The organism is Streptomyces sp. NPDC059224, from assembly GCF_042754285.1.
GTDB lineage: Bacteria > Actinomycetota > Actinomycetes > Streptomycetales > Streptomycetaceae > Streptomyces.
Window position 1 is genome coordinate 95,069 of the sequence record NZ_JBHZAN010000026.1, and the last position, 17,136, is coordinate 112,204.

13 protein-coding genes are annotated in these 17,136 nt (G+C 71.8%); 5 read left to right on the forward strand and 8 right to left on the reverse strand.

The window, feature by feature from the left end; genetic code table 11:
• Positions 1-15 precede the first annotated feature (15 nt).
• From ACFXI4_RS28250 to ACFXI4_RS28260, 3 genes are read left to right on the forward strand one after another with little or no spacing between them, the layout of a single operon-like run.
• On the forward strand, positions 16-1,590 hold the full coding sequence (locus tag ACFXI4_RS28250; protein WP_384996096.1) for an MFS transporter: 1,575 nt from the start codon (positions 16-18) through the stop codon (positions 1,588-1,590).
• The gene (locus ACFXI4_RS28255; RefSeq protein ID WP_362714401.1) at positions 1,587-2,228 is read left to right on the forward strand and encodes a TetR family transcriptional regulator; all 642 of its coding nucleotides are present in this window, start codon (positions 1,587-1,589) and stop codon (positions 2,226-2,228) included. The genes ACFXI4_RS28250 and ACFXI4_RS28255 overlap by 4 nt, the downstream gene beginning before the upstream one ends.
• Positions 2,229-2,261: 33 nt before the next feature.
• Positions 2,262-2,984 (forward strand): Mut7-C RNAse domain-containing protein, encoded by a 723-nt coding sequence (locus tag ACFXI4_RS28260; RefSeq protein WP_384996099.1) that lies wholly within the window; start codon positions 2,262-2,264, stop codon positions 2,982-2,984.
• A gap of 18 nt (positions 2,985-3,002) precedes the next feature.
• Here the strand turns inward: ACFXI4_RS28260 and ACFXI4_RS28265 are convergent, their stop codons facing one another.
• From ACFXI4_RS28265 to ACFXI4_RS28290, 6 genes are all read right to left on the reverse strand, one after another.
• On the reverse strand, positions 3,003-4,346 hold the full coding sequence (locus ACFXI4_RS28265; protein ID WP_384996102.1) for a UDP-glucose dehydrogenase family protein: 1,344 nt from the start codon (positions 4,344-4,346) through the stop codon (positions 3,003-3,005).
• Positions 4,347-4,468: 122 nt separating this feature from the next.
• Positions 4,469-5,722, reverse strand: a complete 1,254-nt coding sequence (locus ACFXI4_RS28270) for a nitrous oxide reductase family maturation protein NosD (RefSeq protein ID WP_384996104.1) — start codon at positions 5,720-5,722, stop codon at positions 4,469-4,471.
• Positions 5,719-7,659: a right-handed parallel beta-helix repeat-containing protein gene (locus ACFXI4_RS28275; protein WP_384996107.1), complete on the reverse strand. Its 1,941-nt coding sequence runs from the start codon at positions 7,657-7,659 to the stop codon at positions 5,719-5,721. The genes ACFXI4_RS28270 and ACFXI4_RS28275 overlap by 4 nt, the downstream gene beginning before the upstream one ends.
• 4 nt (positions 7,660-7,663) lie before the next feature.
• Positions 7,664-8,950 carry a glycosyltransferase family 2 protein gene (locus ACFXI4_RS28280; protein ID WP_384996110.1) on the reverse strand — a complete coding sequence of 429 codons (1,287 nt, stop codon included), beginning with the start codon at positions 8,948-8,950 and terminating at the stop codon, positions 7,664-7,666.
• A gap of 362 nt (positions 8,951-9,312) precedes the next feature.
• Positions 9,313-11,340, reverse strand: coding sequence for a thioredoxin domain-containing protein (locus ACFXI4_RS28285; RefSeq protein WP_384996113.1), 2,028 nt, complete (start codon positions 11,338-11,340; stop codon positions 9,313-9,315).
• A 67-nt stretch (positions 11,341-11,407) separates the two neighbouring features.
• The gene (locus ACFXI4_RS28290) at positions 11,408-12,034 is read right to left on the reverse strand and encodes an ArsR/SmtB family transcription factor (protein WP_384996115.1); all 627 of its coding nucleotides are present in this window, start codon (positions 12,032-12,034) and stop codon (positions 11,408-11,410) included.
• 209 nt (positions 12,035-12,243) lie between these two features.
• On the opposite strand from ACFXI4_RS28290, the gene ACFXI4_RS28295 reads away from it, so the two are divergent.
• Positions 12,244-12,642, forward strand: a complete 399-nt coding sequence (locus tag ACFXI4_RS28295) for a hypothetical protein (protein WP_384996118.1) — start codon at positions 12,244-12,246, stop codon at positions 12,640-12,642.
• A gap of 111 nt (positions 12,643-12,753) precedes the next feature.
• Positions 12,754-15,954: a tetratricopeptide repeat protein gene (locus ACFXI4_RS28300; protein WP_384996121.1), complete on the forward strand. Its 3,201-nt coding sequence runs from the start codon at positions 12,754-12,756 to the stop codon at positions 15,952-15,954.
• Between the two features lie 5 nt (positions 15,955-15,959).
• Here ACFXI4_RS28300 and ACFXI4_RS28305 read toward each other — a convergent pair whose 3' ends face one another.
• Positions 15,960-16,199, reverse strand: a complete 240-nt coding sequence (locus ACFXI4_RS28305) for a hypothetical protein (protein ID WP_384996124.1) — start codon at positions 16,197-16,199, stop codon at positions 15,960-15,962.
• Complete coding sequence (gene mca, locus ACFXI4_RS28310; RefSeq protein ID WP_362714274.1) at positions 16,192-17,073, reverse strand: mycothiol conjugate amidase Mca; 882 nt, start codon at positions 17,071-17,073, stop codon at positions 16,192-16,194. The genes ACFXI4_RS28305 and mca overlap by 8 nt, the downstream gene beginning before the upstream one ends.
• Between the last annotated feature and the right edge of the window lie 63 nt (positions 17,074-17,136).

A 17,136-nucleotide genomic window follows, 5' to 3' on the forward strand; every position in this document is an offset into this window, starting at 1 on the left:
AGCTACTCTCATTTCATGGTTACTGTCACTCAGCTGGAAGAGACCCACCGGGATCCCCGCCGCTGGTGGGCTCTGGGCGCCCTGGTCGCGAGCATGCTGGTGCTCGGCTTCGACACGACGATCCTCAACGTGGCGCTCCCGACCATGGCCGGGGAGCTCGGCGCCACCACCAGCCGGCAGCAGTGGATGGCGGACGCCTACGTCGTCGTCTTCGCCTCGCTGATGCTCCCGGCGGGACTCCTCGGCGACCGCTTCGGCCGCCGCCGGATGCTCGTCACCGGCCTGGTGATCTTCCTCGCCGGGTCCCTGGCGGGTTCCCTCGCCGACGACGTGAGCTGGGTGATCGCCGCCCGCACGGTGATGGGCGTCGGCGCGGCACTGGTGATGCCGCTCGCCATGTCCGTGCTGCCCTCGCTGTTCGGACCGCAGGAGCGCACCAGGGCCGTCGGCATCGTCTCCGCCGCCTCGGCACTCGGCCTGCCGCTGGGCCCGGTCATCGGCGGCTTCCTGCTCAACCACTTCTGGTGGGGCTCGGTCTTCCTGATCAACGTCCCGATGGCCGCCATCGGCGTCGCCGCCTGCGTCTTCCTGCTCCCCGAGACCAGCGACCCCGCCTCCCCCAAGGTCGACGTCCTGTCCACCGCGCTCACCGCGACCGGCCTCGGCGCCCTGATCTACGCCATCATCGAGGCCCCCGACCGCGGCTGGGGCGACCCGCTGGTCCTGGCCCTGCTGACGGCCTCCGTCGCCCTCGTCGCGGGCCTGGTGGTGCGGGAACGCAGGGTCGAGCGCCCCATGCTCGACATGACCCTCCTCACCCACCGCGGCTTCCTGCTCAACACCCTCGCCGCGACTCTGGTGATGTTCGTGCTGTCCGGCCTGCTGTTCGTGCTGCCGCCCTACCTCCAGGCGGTCCTCGGCAACGACGCCTTGGGCACCGGCCTGAGGCTGCTGCCCATGATGGGCGGGCTGCTGGTCGCCGCACGGGGCGCCGAAGCGATGGTCGCCCGCTTCGGATCACGCGCCGTGATCGCCACCGGCCTGGTCGTCCTCGCCTTCGCCGCGATCCTCGGCAGCCGTACGACCGTGGACTCCGGCTACGGCTACACCGCGCTGTGGCTGTCGGTCGCGGGCCTCGGCTTCGGCTTCTCGGTGGTCCCCTCCATGGACGGCGCCCTCGCCGCCCTGCCCGCCGACCGGGCCGGCAGCGGCTCCGGACTGCTGATGACCACCCGCCAGGTCGGCGGTGCCATCGGCATCGCCCTGCTCGGCAGCCTGCTCGCGAGCACCTTCCGCGACCGTCTGAGCGTGACCGGCCTGCCCGCCGCACTCGGCCACACCGCCGGCGAGTCCGTGGTCGCCGCGCACCTGGTCGCGCGGAAGACCGGCTCGGCCCGGCTCGCCGCCTCCGCGGACGCCGCCTACGTCCACGGCATGGGCCTGGTCCTGCTGGTGTGCGGCATCGCCGCGCTGGCCACCTCGCTGCTGGCGGCCGCGTTCCTGCCCCACACCCCGCCCGACCGGCCCACCGACCAGGAAGGGAACGAGGGCACGGCCGTGGCCCCGGTCACCGCCGATGCCGGACAATGACCAGCATGACGGCACCGCACCCCTCCCTCTCCCCGGCCGACAACCCCCGGCTCGGCCTGCGCGAACGGAAGAAGATCAAGACCCGCGAGGCGATCCGCGAGGCGATGTACGCGCTGGTCGAGGACCAGGGGTACGAGGCCACGACGATCGAGCAGATCGCCGAGCGGGCCGAGGTGTCGCCGTCGACCGTCTTCCGGTACTTCCCGACCAAGGAGGACATCGTCCTCACGGACGAGTACGACCCGCTGATCCTGGAGGAACTCCGCGCCCGGCCCGCCGACGAGCCGTGGCCGGAGTCCCTGCGCCACGTGATGCACCGGGCGGTCGCCCTCGGCATGCAGGACGCCCACTCGGTCTCCCGGCTGCGCACCCGCCTGATGGTCGAGGTGCCGGCGGTGCGCTCCCGGATGATGGAGAGCATGTCGGAGACCGGCCGGCTGCTCTGCCAGGCCATCGGCGAGCGCACCGGGCGCGACCCGAAGAGCCTGGAGGTGCGGGTCTACGCGATGTCCATCGTCGGCGGGCTGATGGAGACCTCCATGTACTGGGCGGAGCAGGACCACGAGCCCGAGTTCAAGGATCTCGTCGACCGCGCCCTGAACGTCATCGAACACGGTCTGCCGCCGGAAAAACCCTGAGGTCCCAGGCGCCCGCCGTGCCATCCTGACCGGGTGAACACCGCCGAGATCCGTGTCGAAGTCGCCCCCGAGCTGGCTCTGTTCGTCCCGCACGCCCGCCGCACCGGCGCGCATCCGCTCGCCGTCGACGGCGTCTCCACCCTCGGCCATGTGATCGAGTCCCTGGGCGTCCCCCTCACCGAGGTCGGCGCACTGGAGGTGGACGGCCGGCCGGTCCCGGCCGCGCACGTCCCGGCGGCCGGCGAGTCGGTGGCCGTGCGCGCGGTCCGGCGCCCGCAGGAGGTCCCGGGCGCCCCGCTCCGCTTCCTCCTCGACGTCCACCTCGGCACCCTCGCCCGCCGGCTGCGCCTGCTGGGCGTGGATGCCGCGTACGAGTCGACGGACATCGGCGACCCGGCGCTCTCCGCTCGCTCGGCGGCCGAGAAACGGGTGCTGCTCAGCCGGGACCGGGGCCTGCTGCGCCGCCGCGAGCTGTGGGCCGGCGCCTACGTCTACAGCACCAGCCCCGACGAGCAACTCCACGACGTCCTCGACCGTTTCGCCCCCGAGCTGCGCCCCTGGACCCGCTGCACGGCCTGCAACGGCCTGCTGCGGAAGGCGACGAAGGAAGAGGTCGCGGACCAGCTGAAGGGCGGCACGCAGAAGTCGTACGACGTCTTCGCCCAGTGCGCTCGGTGCGGCCGCGCCTACTGGAAGGGCGCGCACCACCAGCAGCTGGAAGCCATCGTGGAGCGCGCCCTCGCCGAGTTCGCCTGAACCCGGCCCGGAAGAGGGTCAGTTGCGGCCCAGCGCCCGGTACTCCCAGCCGGCCGCCCGCCACTCGGCGGGATCCAGGGCGTGCCGGCCGTCCACCACCCGGCGCCGGTTCACCACGGAACCCATGACCTCCGGGTCGATCTCCCGGAACTGCGCCCATTCGGTCAGCAGCACCACCACGTCGGCGCCCGCGGCGGCCTGCAGCGCATCGGTGCCGTACGTCAGCTCCGGGTGGGCTCGGCGGGCGTTGTCCATCGCCACCGGGTCGTAGACGGTCACCTCGGCGCCGGCCCGGTGCAGCGTGGCGGCGACGTCCAGGGCCGGGGCGTCGCGGATGTCGTCCGAGTTGGGCTTGAAGGCCGCCCCGAGCGCGGCCACCTTCGTCCCCGCCAGTTCGCCGCCGACCAGCTCACGGACCAGGTCCACGGTACGGGCGCGGCGGCGCTGGTTGATCCCGTCCACCTCGCGCAGGAACGCCACCGCCTGGGCGACGTCCAGCTCCTCGGCGCGGTGGATGAACGCCCTGATGTCCTTGGGCAGGCAGCCGCCGCCGAAGCCCAGGCCCGGCTTGAGGAAGCGGCCCCCGATCCGGTCGTCGTAGGCCAGCGCCTCCGCCAGCCGGTGCACGTCGGCGCCGGTGGCCTCGCAGACCTCCGCCATGGCGTTGATGTACGAGATCTTCGTGGCCAGGAAGGAGTTGGCGGCGACCTTGACCAGTTCGGCCGTCGGCAGGTCGGCCACCACCACCGGGGTGCCCTGGGCGATGACCGGGGCGAACGCGGCGCGCAGCCGCTCCTCCGCCCACGCGGACTCGGTGCCGAACACCAGCCGGTCGGGGTGCAGGGTGTCCTCCACGGCGAAGCCCTCCCGGAGGAACTCCGGGTTCCAGGCGAGTTCGACCTCGTCGCCGGCCGGAGCGGTCGCGCGGACCAGCTCCGCCAGCCGGGCAGCGGTGCCCACCGGCACCGTGGACTTGCCGACCACCAGGGCCCGCCGGCGCAGATGCCGGGCCAGCTCGGTGACCGCGCCCTCCACATAGCTCAGGTCGGCGGCGTAGGAGCCGGGCTGCTGCGGGGTGCCCACGCAGACGAAGTGGATGTCGCCGAACTCGGCGGCCTCCGCGAGGCTGGTGGTGAAGTGCAGCCGGCCGGACTCCTGTGCCTTGACGAGGAGTTCGGGCAGTCCTGGCTCGAAGAACGGCACCTCCCCGGCTCTCAGCAGTTCGATCTTGCCGGGGTCCACGTCGACGCCGAGCACTTCGTAGCCGAGTGCCGCCATGCACACGGCGTGCGTGGCGCCCAGGTAACCGGTGCCGATGACCGTGAGGCGGGGAGCGTCGGTGCCGTCGAGAAGAGTGTCCATGATGCCTCCGAGAGGGATTCCCGAGCAGCGGGTGCGCATGCCGGGGACGCGCGTGGGTGAAAGGGGGAGACGGGGGCCTGCGCCGGCGTACGGGGCCCGGGTGCGGACCGGGCCCCTCGCCGTCAGGAGGAGCAGGCGGTGTTGGCGAGGCCCTTCGCCGCGTCGCTGACCTTGTTGTCGCAGGCGACCTTGTTGTTCTCGACGGGCGCGAGATGGAAGCCGTAGCCGGGGCCGTCGACCTGCGCGGTGTTGCCCTTGAACACGTTTCCGGTGCCCCAGCCGTCGAGGATCCGGTGGGTCTGGAAGCCGTCCTCCCGGGCGTGACGGCCGACGTTCCCCCTGATCAGCCAGTTGTTTCCCTTGACGTCGACCCAGGAGTCGTTGTGTCCCCCGCTGAGCTGGGCGCCGTCGAAGGTGTTGTCGAGGAGGGCGCCGCCGGTGGTGCCCTCCTTGATGTCGACGGACTCGGCGGTGGTGGCGCTGACGTGGTTGCCCATGATGACGTTGTCGTCGCTCTTGTCGGGCTTGCAGTCGGTGACCGTGCACCAGTTGGACTCGGCCGAGCCGACGTAGATGCCCTCGCCGAAGGTCTCCTTGCGCCTGCCGGTGTCACGGACGGTGTTGCCCGTCACCACGTTGCCGGAGCTGAAGTCGCGGAGATGGATGCCCTCGTCCCCGATGTTCTCGACGGTCAGGCCCTGGATGACGGTGCTGCGGACGTGGTCGGCCATGACCCCCTTCTGGCCGTTGCGGACCGTGAAGCCGATCAGCCGCCAGTGGCTGGCGCCGTCCAGGTGGAAGGCGTAGCCGCCGTCGACGTCACCGGCGTCGATCACCGCGCCGGGGCCGCCGCACAGGAAGATCGGCCGGCTTCCGGTGCCGGGGTTGGCGGCGGTGAACCGGTCGTCGTACACCCCGTCCCGCATCTGGATGACGTCGCCGGGCTGCGCCTCGTCCAGGGCCTGGGCGAGGGACTCGGCGTCCCCCACGGTGACCGTGGGGGCCGGGCACTTCGTCCCTCCGGTCACGGCCGGCGCGGCGGAGCCGGACGCGGTGGGCTCGGCCGTCCCCGCGTCGGACGCCGTGCCGCTCGGTTCCGGGGCGGAGGAGGCGGCACCGGCGTCGTCGGTGTCGCCGTCGTCATCGCCGGGGGTGGCCACCGGAATGGTGGGTCCCGCGTCGGGCCCGGCCCCGTACACCACGGGCGAGCCGTCGCCGACGGAGGCCGCCACGATCAGCGCCACCACCGCGACCAGCAGGGCGGCCGAGGCCACCCACAGCGGCAGGCCGCCGGAGAGCCAGATCCGGCGCACCCGCTCCGCCACCGTGGGCTGTGTTTCCGGGACTCCCGTCCCCTCGGGGGTTTCCTCGCTCATTCGCTCATCACCGGCACCTTGCGACGGCCCGCGACGTCGATCTCGTCCGGCGGCGGGGCCGGCAGCGGTGCCTTGTCGGAGTACGGGTGGACGATCCGGCCGATCCGCCCGTGCCCGCGCCGCCTGCGCCGGCCCATCACCGCCGAGAACAGGATCAGCAGCAGGATGCCGGTCCACAGCAGGGTCATCGGGCTCGCGTAGTGCTTGACCTTGACCCAGAAGGAACTGGTGTCGTACCAGGCGAAGGTCTGGTTCTCCCTGATGTCGGCGCCGCCGTGCGAGCGGCCGGCGTCCAGCGCGCTGGGGCCGACCCCGCCGATCACGTTGAAGGAGACCGTCGTGCCGTCCACGCCGCCGACCAGGCTCACTCCGTGGTTGGTCGCGTCCTGGACGGTGTTGCCGCGTATCTCGGCGGCCGAGTCACGGACGTACACGCCGGTCTCCGGGCCGTCGATGATGTTGCCGGTGACCGTGGCGTCGCTGACGCCGTCCCGTACCGAGATGCCCTGCCGGTTCTGGCCGGTGAGGCGGTTGCCGGTGATGGACACCTTGTCCGCCTCCAGGCGGGCCACGATCCCCATGTCACCGCCCTCGATGCGGTTGTTCTGCACTCCGACGTCGAACCCGCCCAGCACCTCGACGCCGTAGCGGCCGTTGTCCTTCGCCACGCTGTTGGCGACCGAGTTGGAGCCGTAGCTGTCGACGGCCTGCCCGGAGGCGGAGGGGCCGTCGGCCAGCGGCTTGCCGCTGAGGGTGTAGCCGTTGCCGCCGTTGCCCTCGGCGGTGGAGCCGCTGATCCGCACCTGCTGGGTGGCGCGGGAGAGGATGAAGCCGTCGCCGCCGTTGTCCTTGGCGACCGTGCGCTGCACCAGCGAGCTGGAGACGAAGCGGTGCAGCACCACACCGTCCTCCAGGCTGTCCCGCACGGTCGTGTCACTGATCTCGATCCCCGTGGCGCTGGAGATGAAGATCCCGAAGGCGTTGCCGGTGATGGTCGAGTGGGTGATCGACCCGGAGACGTAGGAGAGTCCGCCGGTGGAGAACCGGGCGTCGGGAGTGGTCAGTTCACCGGAGGGCATGGCGGTGACGTCTCCGCTGCTCGAGCCGTCGTCCTGGGCGTCCCCCTCCTCCCGGGCCCGCTCGCGCGCGGTCTTGCCGTGGATCTGGCCGGTTTCCTCCAGCGAGCCGGTGTTCGGCCGGTCGGTGCCGGTGAGGCTGAGCCCGCCGGTGCGGCCGCTCCAGAAGCCGAGGTCCGAGAGTTTGGTGTGGGTCATCTGGAACTGGCCGCCGATGGTGCGGACATAGGCGCGGCCGTCCCGGACGTCGGTGTCGGCCTTGTTGCCCTGCGGGTCCCAGCTGGTGATCTTCAGCGGCGCCTGGGCGGTGCCCTGGAGCGCCAGTTCGCCGCCGAAGGAGACGATGGAGACGAAGCCGGTGCGGTTGCTGGCCATCCGCAGCGTGAGGCCGCCCGGGTTGGACAGCTTCAGCTTGGCGCCGACGTTGAGGTAGATGTTCTCGGTCAGCAGGTACGAGCCGTCCTTGCGCCGTACGAAGGTCTGCGGGGCCAGCTTGAGCAGGTCGGCGATGGTGTAGGCGTTGCTGCGCTCGGTGAGCACCAGGGTGTAGCCGTTGTCGGTGTCCAGCCGGTAGGGCACGGTCCACTTGGTGCTCTGCAGGGGTGCCACCGAGGTGAACGCCCGTACCTGGTTGAGCCGGTGGTCCTCGTCGGCGACCAGCGCGGCCTGGGTCTCCGCGTCCTCGGCGGCCAGTGTCTGCTTCCTGTCGCCGTCCCCGTCGGCGTGCGCCGCGGTGGACGTGCCCAGCAGCAGCGTCGCCGCCACCGCGAAGGCGCCCACCAGCGCCGCCGCTCTGGCACCCGCCCGGCGCGGCGGGATGCCGGGGCCCGGTCTCGTGGGGGTCATGAGTCGCGCTGACATGAGGTCAGATCACCTCCGGCTGGAGAGCGGAGTGGTTCTGACCGCCGCCGGAGAGGGTCGAGGCGCTCTGGCCCTCGCCTCCGATGCTGGTGGAGCCGCGGGTGAGCCAGCCCTGCTTGTTCATGGTGACGAAGGCGTACAGCTTGATCGGCAGCGAGATCATGATGACCACGAGTGCCGTCAGCGGCAGCAGCAGGATCTCCTGCGGGTGCCTGCGCAGATGCGAGTAGCCGCGGACCGCACGGCCCAGCATCAGCCAGATCAGGGTGAGGACGATGCCGCGCGGGCTGAGGTCGAGCCGGCTCAGCAGCAGATAGCCGAGGGCCATGCCCATGGTCACCGGAGTGAGCAGGATCTGCAGCACGGTGATCTTGGTGACCAGCGGGGCCCGCCACAGCCAGCCCTTGTACAGCGCGGTCAGGTAGCACCGGTAGGAGTTGCGGCTCCACCGGACGCGCTGCTTCACGAACGCCCGGAACGACGAGGGGAACATGGAGACGGCCCGGGCCGAGGACTGGTGCACGGTCCTGTAGCCGGAGGCGAGCACCAGCCAGGTCAGCCGGCCGTCGTCGCCCGCCACGCAGCGGCGGCCGAGGAAGAACTCGTTCTCCAGGTTCTCCAGGACCGGCAGGACCGCGGCCCGCCGGTAGGCGGCCGTACGGCCCGACAGACAGGCCACGGCTCCGGCCCGGCCCATGGCCGGGACGTAGTCGTAGTAGCGGAGGTTGACCAGCCAGTCGGCTATGCGGCGCCAGACGCTGGTGGTGCGCTGGTAGACGTTCTGCTGGGTACCGACGCCACCGACCGCGGGGTCCGCGAAGGGCATCTGCACGGCGTCCAGCAGCCCCGGCTCCCAGCGGGTGTCGGAGTCCACCAGGACGAGGAGCTCGCCGGTGGCCGCGCGTATGCCGACCCCCAAGGCGGAGCGTTTGCCCCGGTGTTCGAAGGCGAGCACCCGGACCCGGGGGTCCTCCACCAGCGACAGCCGGCGCAGCACCTCGTGGTCCTCGACGTCGGGGACGATGATGATCTCGGCCGGATCCTGGGCGAGCCAGGTCTCCAGGCACTCCAGCAGGATGTCAGGGTCTTCCCGGTACGCCGGGACCACCACGGAGACACTGGTGCGGAAGTTGTTGACGACCGGCTTGGCGAACCGGGAGAGCACCGCTCGGTACAGCCAGAGCGCCCAGACGAAGAGTCCGGCCAGCCCCAGCGGCATCAGCTCTCGCCACGAAGTTTCCCCCACAGCCTCGACGATCCACGACCAGACCTGGTCGAAGAACTCGGACAATGTTTCGCTCTCCCCCCACATGACACGGCTGCCTCGGTCCGAAAAGCGACAGAACCGGGCACTGCTTCAGCGATGCTAGGAGTTCTCGGGTGAACGGGAGTCACACAAAGCACTAACTTCGCTCACGAAATCTTCACACACCACTCGTCATGGTCATGACGAGGCTGCCGGAGGGCAGGTGTGCAGGACCCCCAGTTCCCCATGTACTCCCCGACCGTGACAGCGCGTCACACACGTCACGGCGCGAGGGGGATCATATGAGGGTGATGTGAAGAGGACGAACTCTTCCGATAAATGGCATGTTTCGACGGGACGAGCGGAAAGCGCGTGCCACGGCACCGCGAGACCCGCCGGTGACGACGTCAGCCCTGCAGCGCGGCCTTCAGCAGCTCCGGGTCGGTGGTCGGGGCGTCACAGGTGAAGTGCCGGCAGACGTAGGCGGCCGGCCGGTCCCCGACGAGCGGGCGGCCGGCGAGGAGCGGGAACTCCTCGCTCCCCGGGGTTCCCACGGCCACGACCGCGCCGGGGGCCACGCCCAGCAGCGCGGCGCGGTGCAGGGCGGCCGTACGGCCGTCCCCCTGGCCGGGTCCCACGATCGCGACCTCGCGCGGGCCGTCGAGCAGCGCCTCGGCGACCGCGAGCCCCCACCCGATGAAGCGCGGCACCCGTGGCCCGAGCGTCCTGACGACGCCCAGCGCCCGTTCCGCCGCCGCGCGATGAGGCTCCGACCCGGTGTGGGCCGCGTAGCCGAGCAGCGCACCGGCGGCCGCCGTCCAGCCGGAGGGCGTGGCGTTGTCGGTCGGGTCCTGCGGCCGGCGGATGAGCTTCTCGGCGTCCGAGGCGGTGTCGTAGAGGGCACCGGTCTCCGCGTCGGCGAAGCGGTCCAGGACGTGGCCGAGCAGCAGGCCGGCGAACTCCAGCCAGACCCCCTCGCCGGTCACGGACGCGAGCGCCAGGAAGCCCTCGGCGACGTCGCCGTAGTCCTCCAGCACACCCGCGTTGGCGCCGGCCTGGCCGTCCCGGCTGGTGCGGGCGATCCGCGCGTGGTCGTCGAGATGCACCCGTACGAGGAGATCCGCGGCGCCGACGGCGGCCTCGACCAGGTCGGGCCGGTCGAAGAAGGCGCCGGTCTCGGCGAGCGCTGCGACGGCGAGCCCGTTCCAGGCGGCGACCACCTTGTCGTCCCGGCCCGGCGCCGGGCGTTCCGCGCGCTTGGCGAGCAGCCGCCGTTTGACCGACTCGACCTTCTCGGCGTCGAACACCACGTCCTGCTGCGGGAGTTGCAGCACGGACTGACCGTGCTCGAAGGTGCCCGCCTCGGTGACACCGAAGTACCGGACGGCGAGATCCGCGTCCGCGCCGAGGACGTCGTCGAGCTGCGCGGGTGTCCACACGTAGTACGCGCCCTCGACGTGCCTGCCGGTCCCGTCGTCGCTGTCGGCGTCCAGGGCGGAGGCGAAACCGCCCTCGCCGGTGCCGAGTTCACGGACCATGAAGTCGGCGGTCTCCAGCGCGACCCGGCGGGCCAGCTCGGACCCCGTCGCCCGCCACAGGTGCGCGTAGACCCGGCAGAGCAGGGCGTTGTCGTACAGCATCTTCTCGAAGTGCGGCACGACCCAGTCGCGGTCGACGGAGTACCGGGCGAAGCCGCCGCCCAGCTGGTCGTAGAGGCCGCCGCGGGCCATCCGCTCGCAGGTGTCCGCGGCCATCTGCAGGGCGCCTTCGGAACCGGTCCGGGCGTGGTGGCGCAGCAGGAACTCGACGGTCATGGACGGCGGGAACTTGGGGGCACCGCCGAACCCGCCGCGCTGCGCGTCGTACTCGCGGGTGAGCCCGAGCAGGGCCTGGCCGAGCTCCTGCTCACCGGGCGGCCGGTCGCCCTGGTGGCTGATCTCCCGCTCGGCGAGATCGTGGACGATCTTCCCGGCGACCTCGGCGACCTCGTCGCGCCGGTCCGCCCAGGCGCCCCGGACCCCCTCCAGGACCTGCCGGAAGGAGGGCATCCCGTGCCGCGGGGCGGGCGGGAAGTAGGTGCCGAAGTAGAACGGCTCGGCGTCGGGCGTGAGGAACACGGTCATGGGCCAGCCACCCTGCCCGGTGGCGGCCTGCACGGCCTCCATGTACACGGCGTCGATGTCCGGCCGCTCCTCGCGGTCCACCTTGACGGCGACGAAGTGCTCGTTCAGGAAGTCGGCGGTGGCCTGGTCCTCGAAGGACTCATGGGCCATCACATGGCACCAGTGGCACGCCGAATAGCCGACGGACAGCAGGACGGGTACGTCACGCCGTCGCGCCTCCTCGAAGGCGGCCGGCTCCCAGGGCCACCAGTCGACCGGATTGTCAGCGTGCTGAAGCAGATAAGGCGAGGTCACACCAGCCAGCCGGTTCATGCGCCCCAGCCTCTCACAGCGCCCCGCCCCACCGGCGGGTCCTGCGCGGGCGCCGTCCCGCCCGGCCTCACGGTCCGGACGGCTCGCCCTCCCGTTCCCCGACGGGGTCGGGGGCCGCGTAGAAGCGCAGGTCGACCCGGCGCGCGCCCTCGGGAACGGCGTCGTCCGGGTGGCCGTAGCGGTCGAGCAGTTCCTGGTAGGCGCGGACGAAGGCGTGCAGGTCGTCCTTGGTCATCCAGGTTCCGGTGCGCTGCACCTGGGACCAGCCCTGCGGACCCCGGTACTCCTCGTGGGCGCGGCGGTACAGCCTGCTGTCGACCTCGATCTTGAGCAGGGCGAGGTGCTCGGCCGCCGCGTACTCCTCGCCCGTCATCGTGGCCGGGTCGGGTGTGGTGTGGCGGAACGGCAGGCTCCGCCACCACCGCTCCCGCCCTCCCGACCTCTCCGGGATCTCCTCGATGAGCTTCTGCTCGGCGAGCTTGCGCAGGTGGTAGCTGGTGGTGCCGGAACTCTCGCCGAGTTCGCGGGCGAGCACGGTGGAGTTGGCCTCGCCGTGCCGGCCGAGGTAGTCGAGGATCCGGCGGCGCAGCGGATTGCCCAGTGACTTGTAGAGGGCGGTGCGTTCGAGGCCGGTCAGCTCGGCGTGTGCGCCGGGGTCGGGCGCGGCGGGCGTCCTGGGCGTGCCGTCGGTCATGCGATCACCGTAGCCCTGAGAACCCTGAGACGTCCCTGATGTCTGCCGATTTTCCTTTGCAGAACTTTCTCTGCGCTCTACGGTGGGGCATGGCGGAGCTCCCGCGAGGTCCACCCTGGGGGGCCATCGGGTCCACGGCTTCCGCCGGGCCGGAACAAGGTGAGGGGGCCGAGGTGTTGGAGGGGTCGACGGCGAGGAAGGCGCGGAGGATGAAGCGGACGAGGCGGCTGAAGAGGTGGGCACTGATCCTTCTCGGGTCGTCCGCCGTGCTGCTCGTGCCGTGGACGGTGGTGCTGGCGCTGACGCTGCCCACCAGGACCGAGGTGCACAACTGGTCGCTGGCCTGGATCGGGCTGGACGTCCTGATGGCGGCGGGCTGCGCGGCCACGGCCGTGCTGGGGTTGCGGGGTGACGCCCGGGTCCGCCTGACGGCTTCGGCGACGGCGTCGGTCGCGATCCTGGACGCATGGTTCGACGTCACGACGTCGGCGGTCGGCACGGCGCTGCTGGAGGCGCTCGGCAGCGCGGTCGCGGAGGCGGGGCTGGCCGCGGCATGCGTCTTCCTGGCGCTGTCGAAGGGCCGGCAGGGCGAACCCGCGCCCCGGTAGCCGGACGCTTCTCTCCGAGATCCGCTCTTCGGTGATCCGGCCCTCTCGCAACTTCGCCCTCTCCCAAGGACACTCATAGGCCAAGGAGTTACCGCTGGAGGGGGACGGGACATGCGGGACGCCCATCGGGCGGAAGCCGACCGGCTGCTGGTCCAGGCCGTGGAGGAGGAGGTCCGCCGCTCCGGCGGCCGCGTCGACGGACAGCTGCTGCTGTCACGGGCCCGCGGCGGCCTGGAGGCGATGGCCCAGAGCGCCGCGGAGGAGTACGACACCTACACCCACGCTCTCGACGAACGGGAGGCCGGCCGGCAGAGCTTCGGCCAGCGCTACGCCCGCGACGGCGCGGGAACTCCGCTGCTGGTGGCGGCCGTCGCCGCGGTCGCCGCCACCGTCGCCGACCTCTCCTTCGGCACCGGCGCCGGTACGGCACTCGGCGCGGGCGCGGCCGCCGGAGTGATCGGCGCGGCGGCCACGGTCGTCAAGGTCGCCGGCGCCCATCTCCCCGCCGCGCACCACCAGGCCGGCGAGGCAGGTCAGCCCGGCGGCCCCGAACAGCTGCGGCTGCAGTGGCTGACCGCGCTGGAGGTACGCGGCATCCGTCCGTTCCTCGATCAGCAGCGGGTGCTCAGCGCGTCCACGGGGCCGAAGAAGCAGGGGCCGGGGCTGCGCGGCGCGGACAAGAGCGCGGCGGCCCGCAGGCGTACGGTGCTCCAGCAGTCGTTCGGCCAGCTCCCCGACCGGGACGGCCCGTTCGCCGGCCGCCAGCCTGAGCTGGCGCGGATCCGGCAGTGGGCGCAGGCGGCGCGGGCGGCCACGGAGACCCGTCCGACGGTGGTCGTCCTGCACGGGGAGCCCGGCTCCGGGCGGACGACGCTCGCGATCCGGGCCACCCACGAGCTGAAGGACTTCTTCCGGGGTGCGGTCGTGGTGGATCTGCGCGGTGGAACCCGCGGTGAGCCGCCGCTGCCCACCCGGGACGCGCTGCTGCACCTGCTCAACCGGCTGGGCGCGCCGCGTGAACAGCTGCTGTTCCGTGAACGTTCCTCACCCGACCAGCAGGTCAAGCGGCTCAGCGAGCTGTACCACCAGCACCTGACGGGTCTGCCGGTGACCATCGTGCTGGACGACGCCTCGGACGCCGAGCAGGTGCGCACCCTGATCCCGGAGCGGTCGGACAGCCTGGTCCTGGTGACCGCCCGGGAACAGCTCGACCTGCCCGCGGACCTGCCGGCCTGGGTGCACCAGCTTCCGGTGACGGCGCTGGACGCGGCGGGTGCGGAGGAGCTGCTGGACGCGGCGGCGCAGGACACGTCGGGGCCGTACGACGCGCAGTCCGCGGAGCGGATAAGGGAGCTGTGCGGCGGCCTGCCGCTGGCCCTGCGGGTGGCGGGCTCCTCGCTGGGTTCGCGCTCACCGCTCCAGCTGGCGACGGATCTCGGCGCGTACGGCCCGGTCGAACCGGTGGAGCGGGTGCTGTGGCTGCGCTACACCGACCAGTCGGACATCGGCCGCCGCCTGTTGCGACGGCTGGCGCTGGCGGGCCGGGCCTCGCTCGGCGCGGCGGCCGCGGCCGCACTGCTGGCCACGGACGAGGCGGAGGCGACCCGTCAGCTGCTCGCGCTCGCGCGGGCCGGTCTGATCGACCATGTCCGGGGCAGCCGCTACCGGCTGCACGACCTGGTCCGGGCCTTCGCCCAGGCCCGCCTCGCCGACGAGGAGGCACCGGCCGACCGTACGGCGGCGCAGGAGCGGCTGATCGTGAACTACGGGGAACTGGCCGACTCCGTGCTGCGGCTGGTGGACGGCAACATGTCCACCCGCTCGGACCGGTTCAGCCCGCACGGCTTCACCTCGCTCGACGAGGCGCTGCGCTGGCTGGACGACGAGTCGAGCTTCATCACGGCGGCGCTGCGGCACGCCGAGGGCGTCGACCAGGCGGCCGTGCAGAGTCTGCTGGGCGCCCTGTGCGACTACTGCCTGCTGCGCGGCGACCTGTACCGGCTCGGTGAGATCAGCGAGCTGGCGCAGGCGGTGGACCAGGGACTGCTGGTGCGTTCGGTGCAGTGGCGGACCGGTATCGCGGCTCGGCACCTGGGCGAACTGGACAAGGCGCGCACCACCCTCACCTCGGTGGTGGACCTCTACATGGAGGCGCACCACGACGCCGGCGCGGCCCGTGCCCTGTGCTCCCTCGGGATCACCCTGCACCACCAGGGCAACCTCACCGAGGCGGCGGCCAAGCTCCAGGAGGCGCTGGATCTGCAGGCGGCCCCCCAGCTGGCGACCGACCGGGCCTGGACGATGCACGCGCTCGCGGCGGTGCAGCGCGACCGCGCCCGGCTGCCGGAGGCGTTGGACCTGCTCACCCGCTCGCTCGTGCTGCACCGGGAGGGCGGTTCGGTGCACGGCGAGGCCTGGGCGCACTTCCAGCTCGGTCAGCTGGCGCTGCGGATGGGCGACGTACCGCGTGCGGAGCGCGAGTTGGGGGCGGCGCTGGAGCGCTACGGCCGTACCCGCGACGCCCGCGGCGAGGCCTGGGCACTGACCCAGCTGGCGCGCACCCGGCTGGTGGACGGTGACGCGTCCCCGGCGGTGGACGCACTGCGGCAGGCGGCGGCCCGGCACCGGGAGAACGAGGACGCGCGCGGCGAGGCCTGGACGGTCTACTACCTGGGCCAGGCGCTGGAGGAGACCGGCACGCTGGACCTGGCGGTCCGTGAGCTGGAGCGCTCGCGCACGATGTTCTCCCGGATGCGGGACGTCTACGGACTGGCCTGCGCCCGCCACCACTCGGCCCGGGTCACCCGCGACCAGCGCGCGGCCCAGACCGGCTCGCTGCGCAACTCGGGTTTCGCCCGCCAGCTGCTGGTCGACGCCCGCGCCGACTTCCAGCGCATCGGCGTCGTCCACGGCGAGGCCTGGACCTGTCTGGAGCTGGCCGTCGTCGACGCCGGCAACAGCCGCACCCAGCAGGCCCTGGCCCTGTGCGACGAGGCGGTCACCCTGTTCTCGTCGTACGGCGACCGCCGCGGCGAGGACTGGGCCCGCTTCCTGCGCTGCACCCTGCTCCCCTACGCCGCACCGGGCGGTGCGGAGGTGGGCACGGCGGTCGCGCAGGAGGAACTCGCCCAGCTCTCCCGCGCCGTCCATCCGCTGCGCGACGAGAAACTGACCGAGTACGTCACCGCGTACGGCCTGCTGCTGGACCGCGGGATCACCCTGGAGTCCGGCTGGCAGGCCTGGCGCCTGGGCATGGTGCCCAGCCGGCACGCCCGTGAGGTGATGGGGGTGCCGGTGCCGGGCGGGGAGTGACCGGGTCAGCCCTTGGAGTCGGCCACCGCGGTCCCCGGGTCCGCCTTGGCGTCCGGGGCCTCCTTGAAGTCGACCTTCTGCATGTGCCTGCTCATGGACTTCATCAGGCCCCAGACCGCCAGGGCCATCACCGCGAAGACGATGAAGCCGAGGACCCCGGGGGTGACCTTGTTCTCGTCCACCTCCTTGGCGAGGGGGACGAGGTGCGTCAGTGCCAGGTTTGCGCTTGCGCTCATGTCAGGCATTGTCGCGGATGCCCGCAAAGAGGTCGTCCTCGGGGAGGGAGGTATCGACGAGCGACTTCGCGAGCTCGTACTCCTCGGTCGGCCAGACCTCCTTCTGGAGGTCCATCGGGACCTTGAACCAGCCGCCGTCGGGGTCGATCTGCGTGGCGTGCGCGATCAGTGCCTTGTCGCGGATCTCGAAGAAGTCCGCGCACGGGATGTGCGTGGTCAGGGTGCGCTCGGTGCGCTCCGTCTCGCTCCACCGCTTCAGCCAGTCCCCGTACGGCGACTCCATGCCGCGCGCCAGCAGCGCGTTGTGCAGCGCCTCGGTGCGCGGGCGGTTGAAGCCCTGGTTGTAGTAGAGCTTCTGCGCCTGGTGGACCGGGCCGAACTCGCCCTCGGGGTACTTCTCCGGGTCGGCCGCGCCCTCGAAGGCCACCATCGAGATCTTGTGGGTCATGATGTGGTCGGGGTGCGGGTAGCCGCCGTTCTCGTCGTAGGTGGTGATCACCTGCGGACGGAACGCGCGGATCCGCCGGACGAGCTCACCGGCGGCCTTGTCGACGTCCTCCAGGGCGAAGCAGCCGTCGGGAAGCGGCGGCAGCGGGTCGCCCTCGGGCAGGCCCGAGTCGACGAAGCCCAGCCAGTCCTGCTTGACGCCGAGGATCTCCCGGGCCTCGTCCATCTCCTTCTTGCGTACCTCGTGGATGTGCTCCTCGATGTACTTGTCGCCCTGCAGCTTGGGGTTGAGGATGGAGCCGCGCTCCCCGCCCGTGCAGGTCACGACCAGCACGTCCACCCCCTCGGACACGTACTTCGCCATGGTGGCCGCGCCCTTGCTCGACTCGTCGTCGGGGTGGGCGTGGACGGCCATCAGTCGCAGCTGGTCAGTCAAGACTCAATCCTCAGTAAGTCGGCGCCCCGGTGTCTTCGGGTGCGATCGGCGCTTCTATAGTGA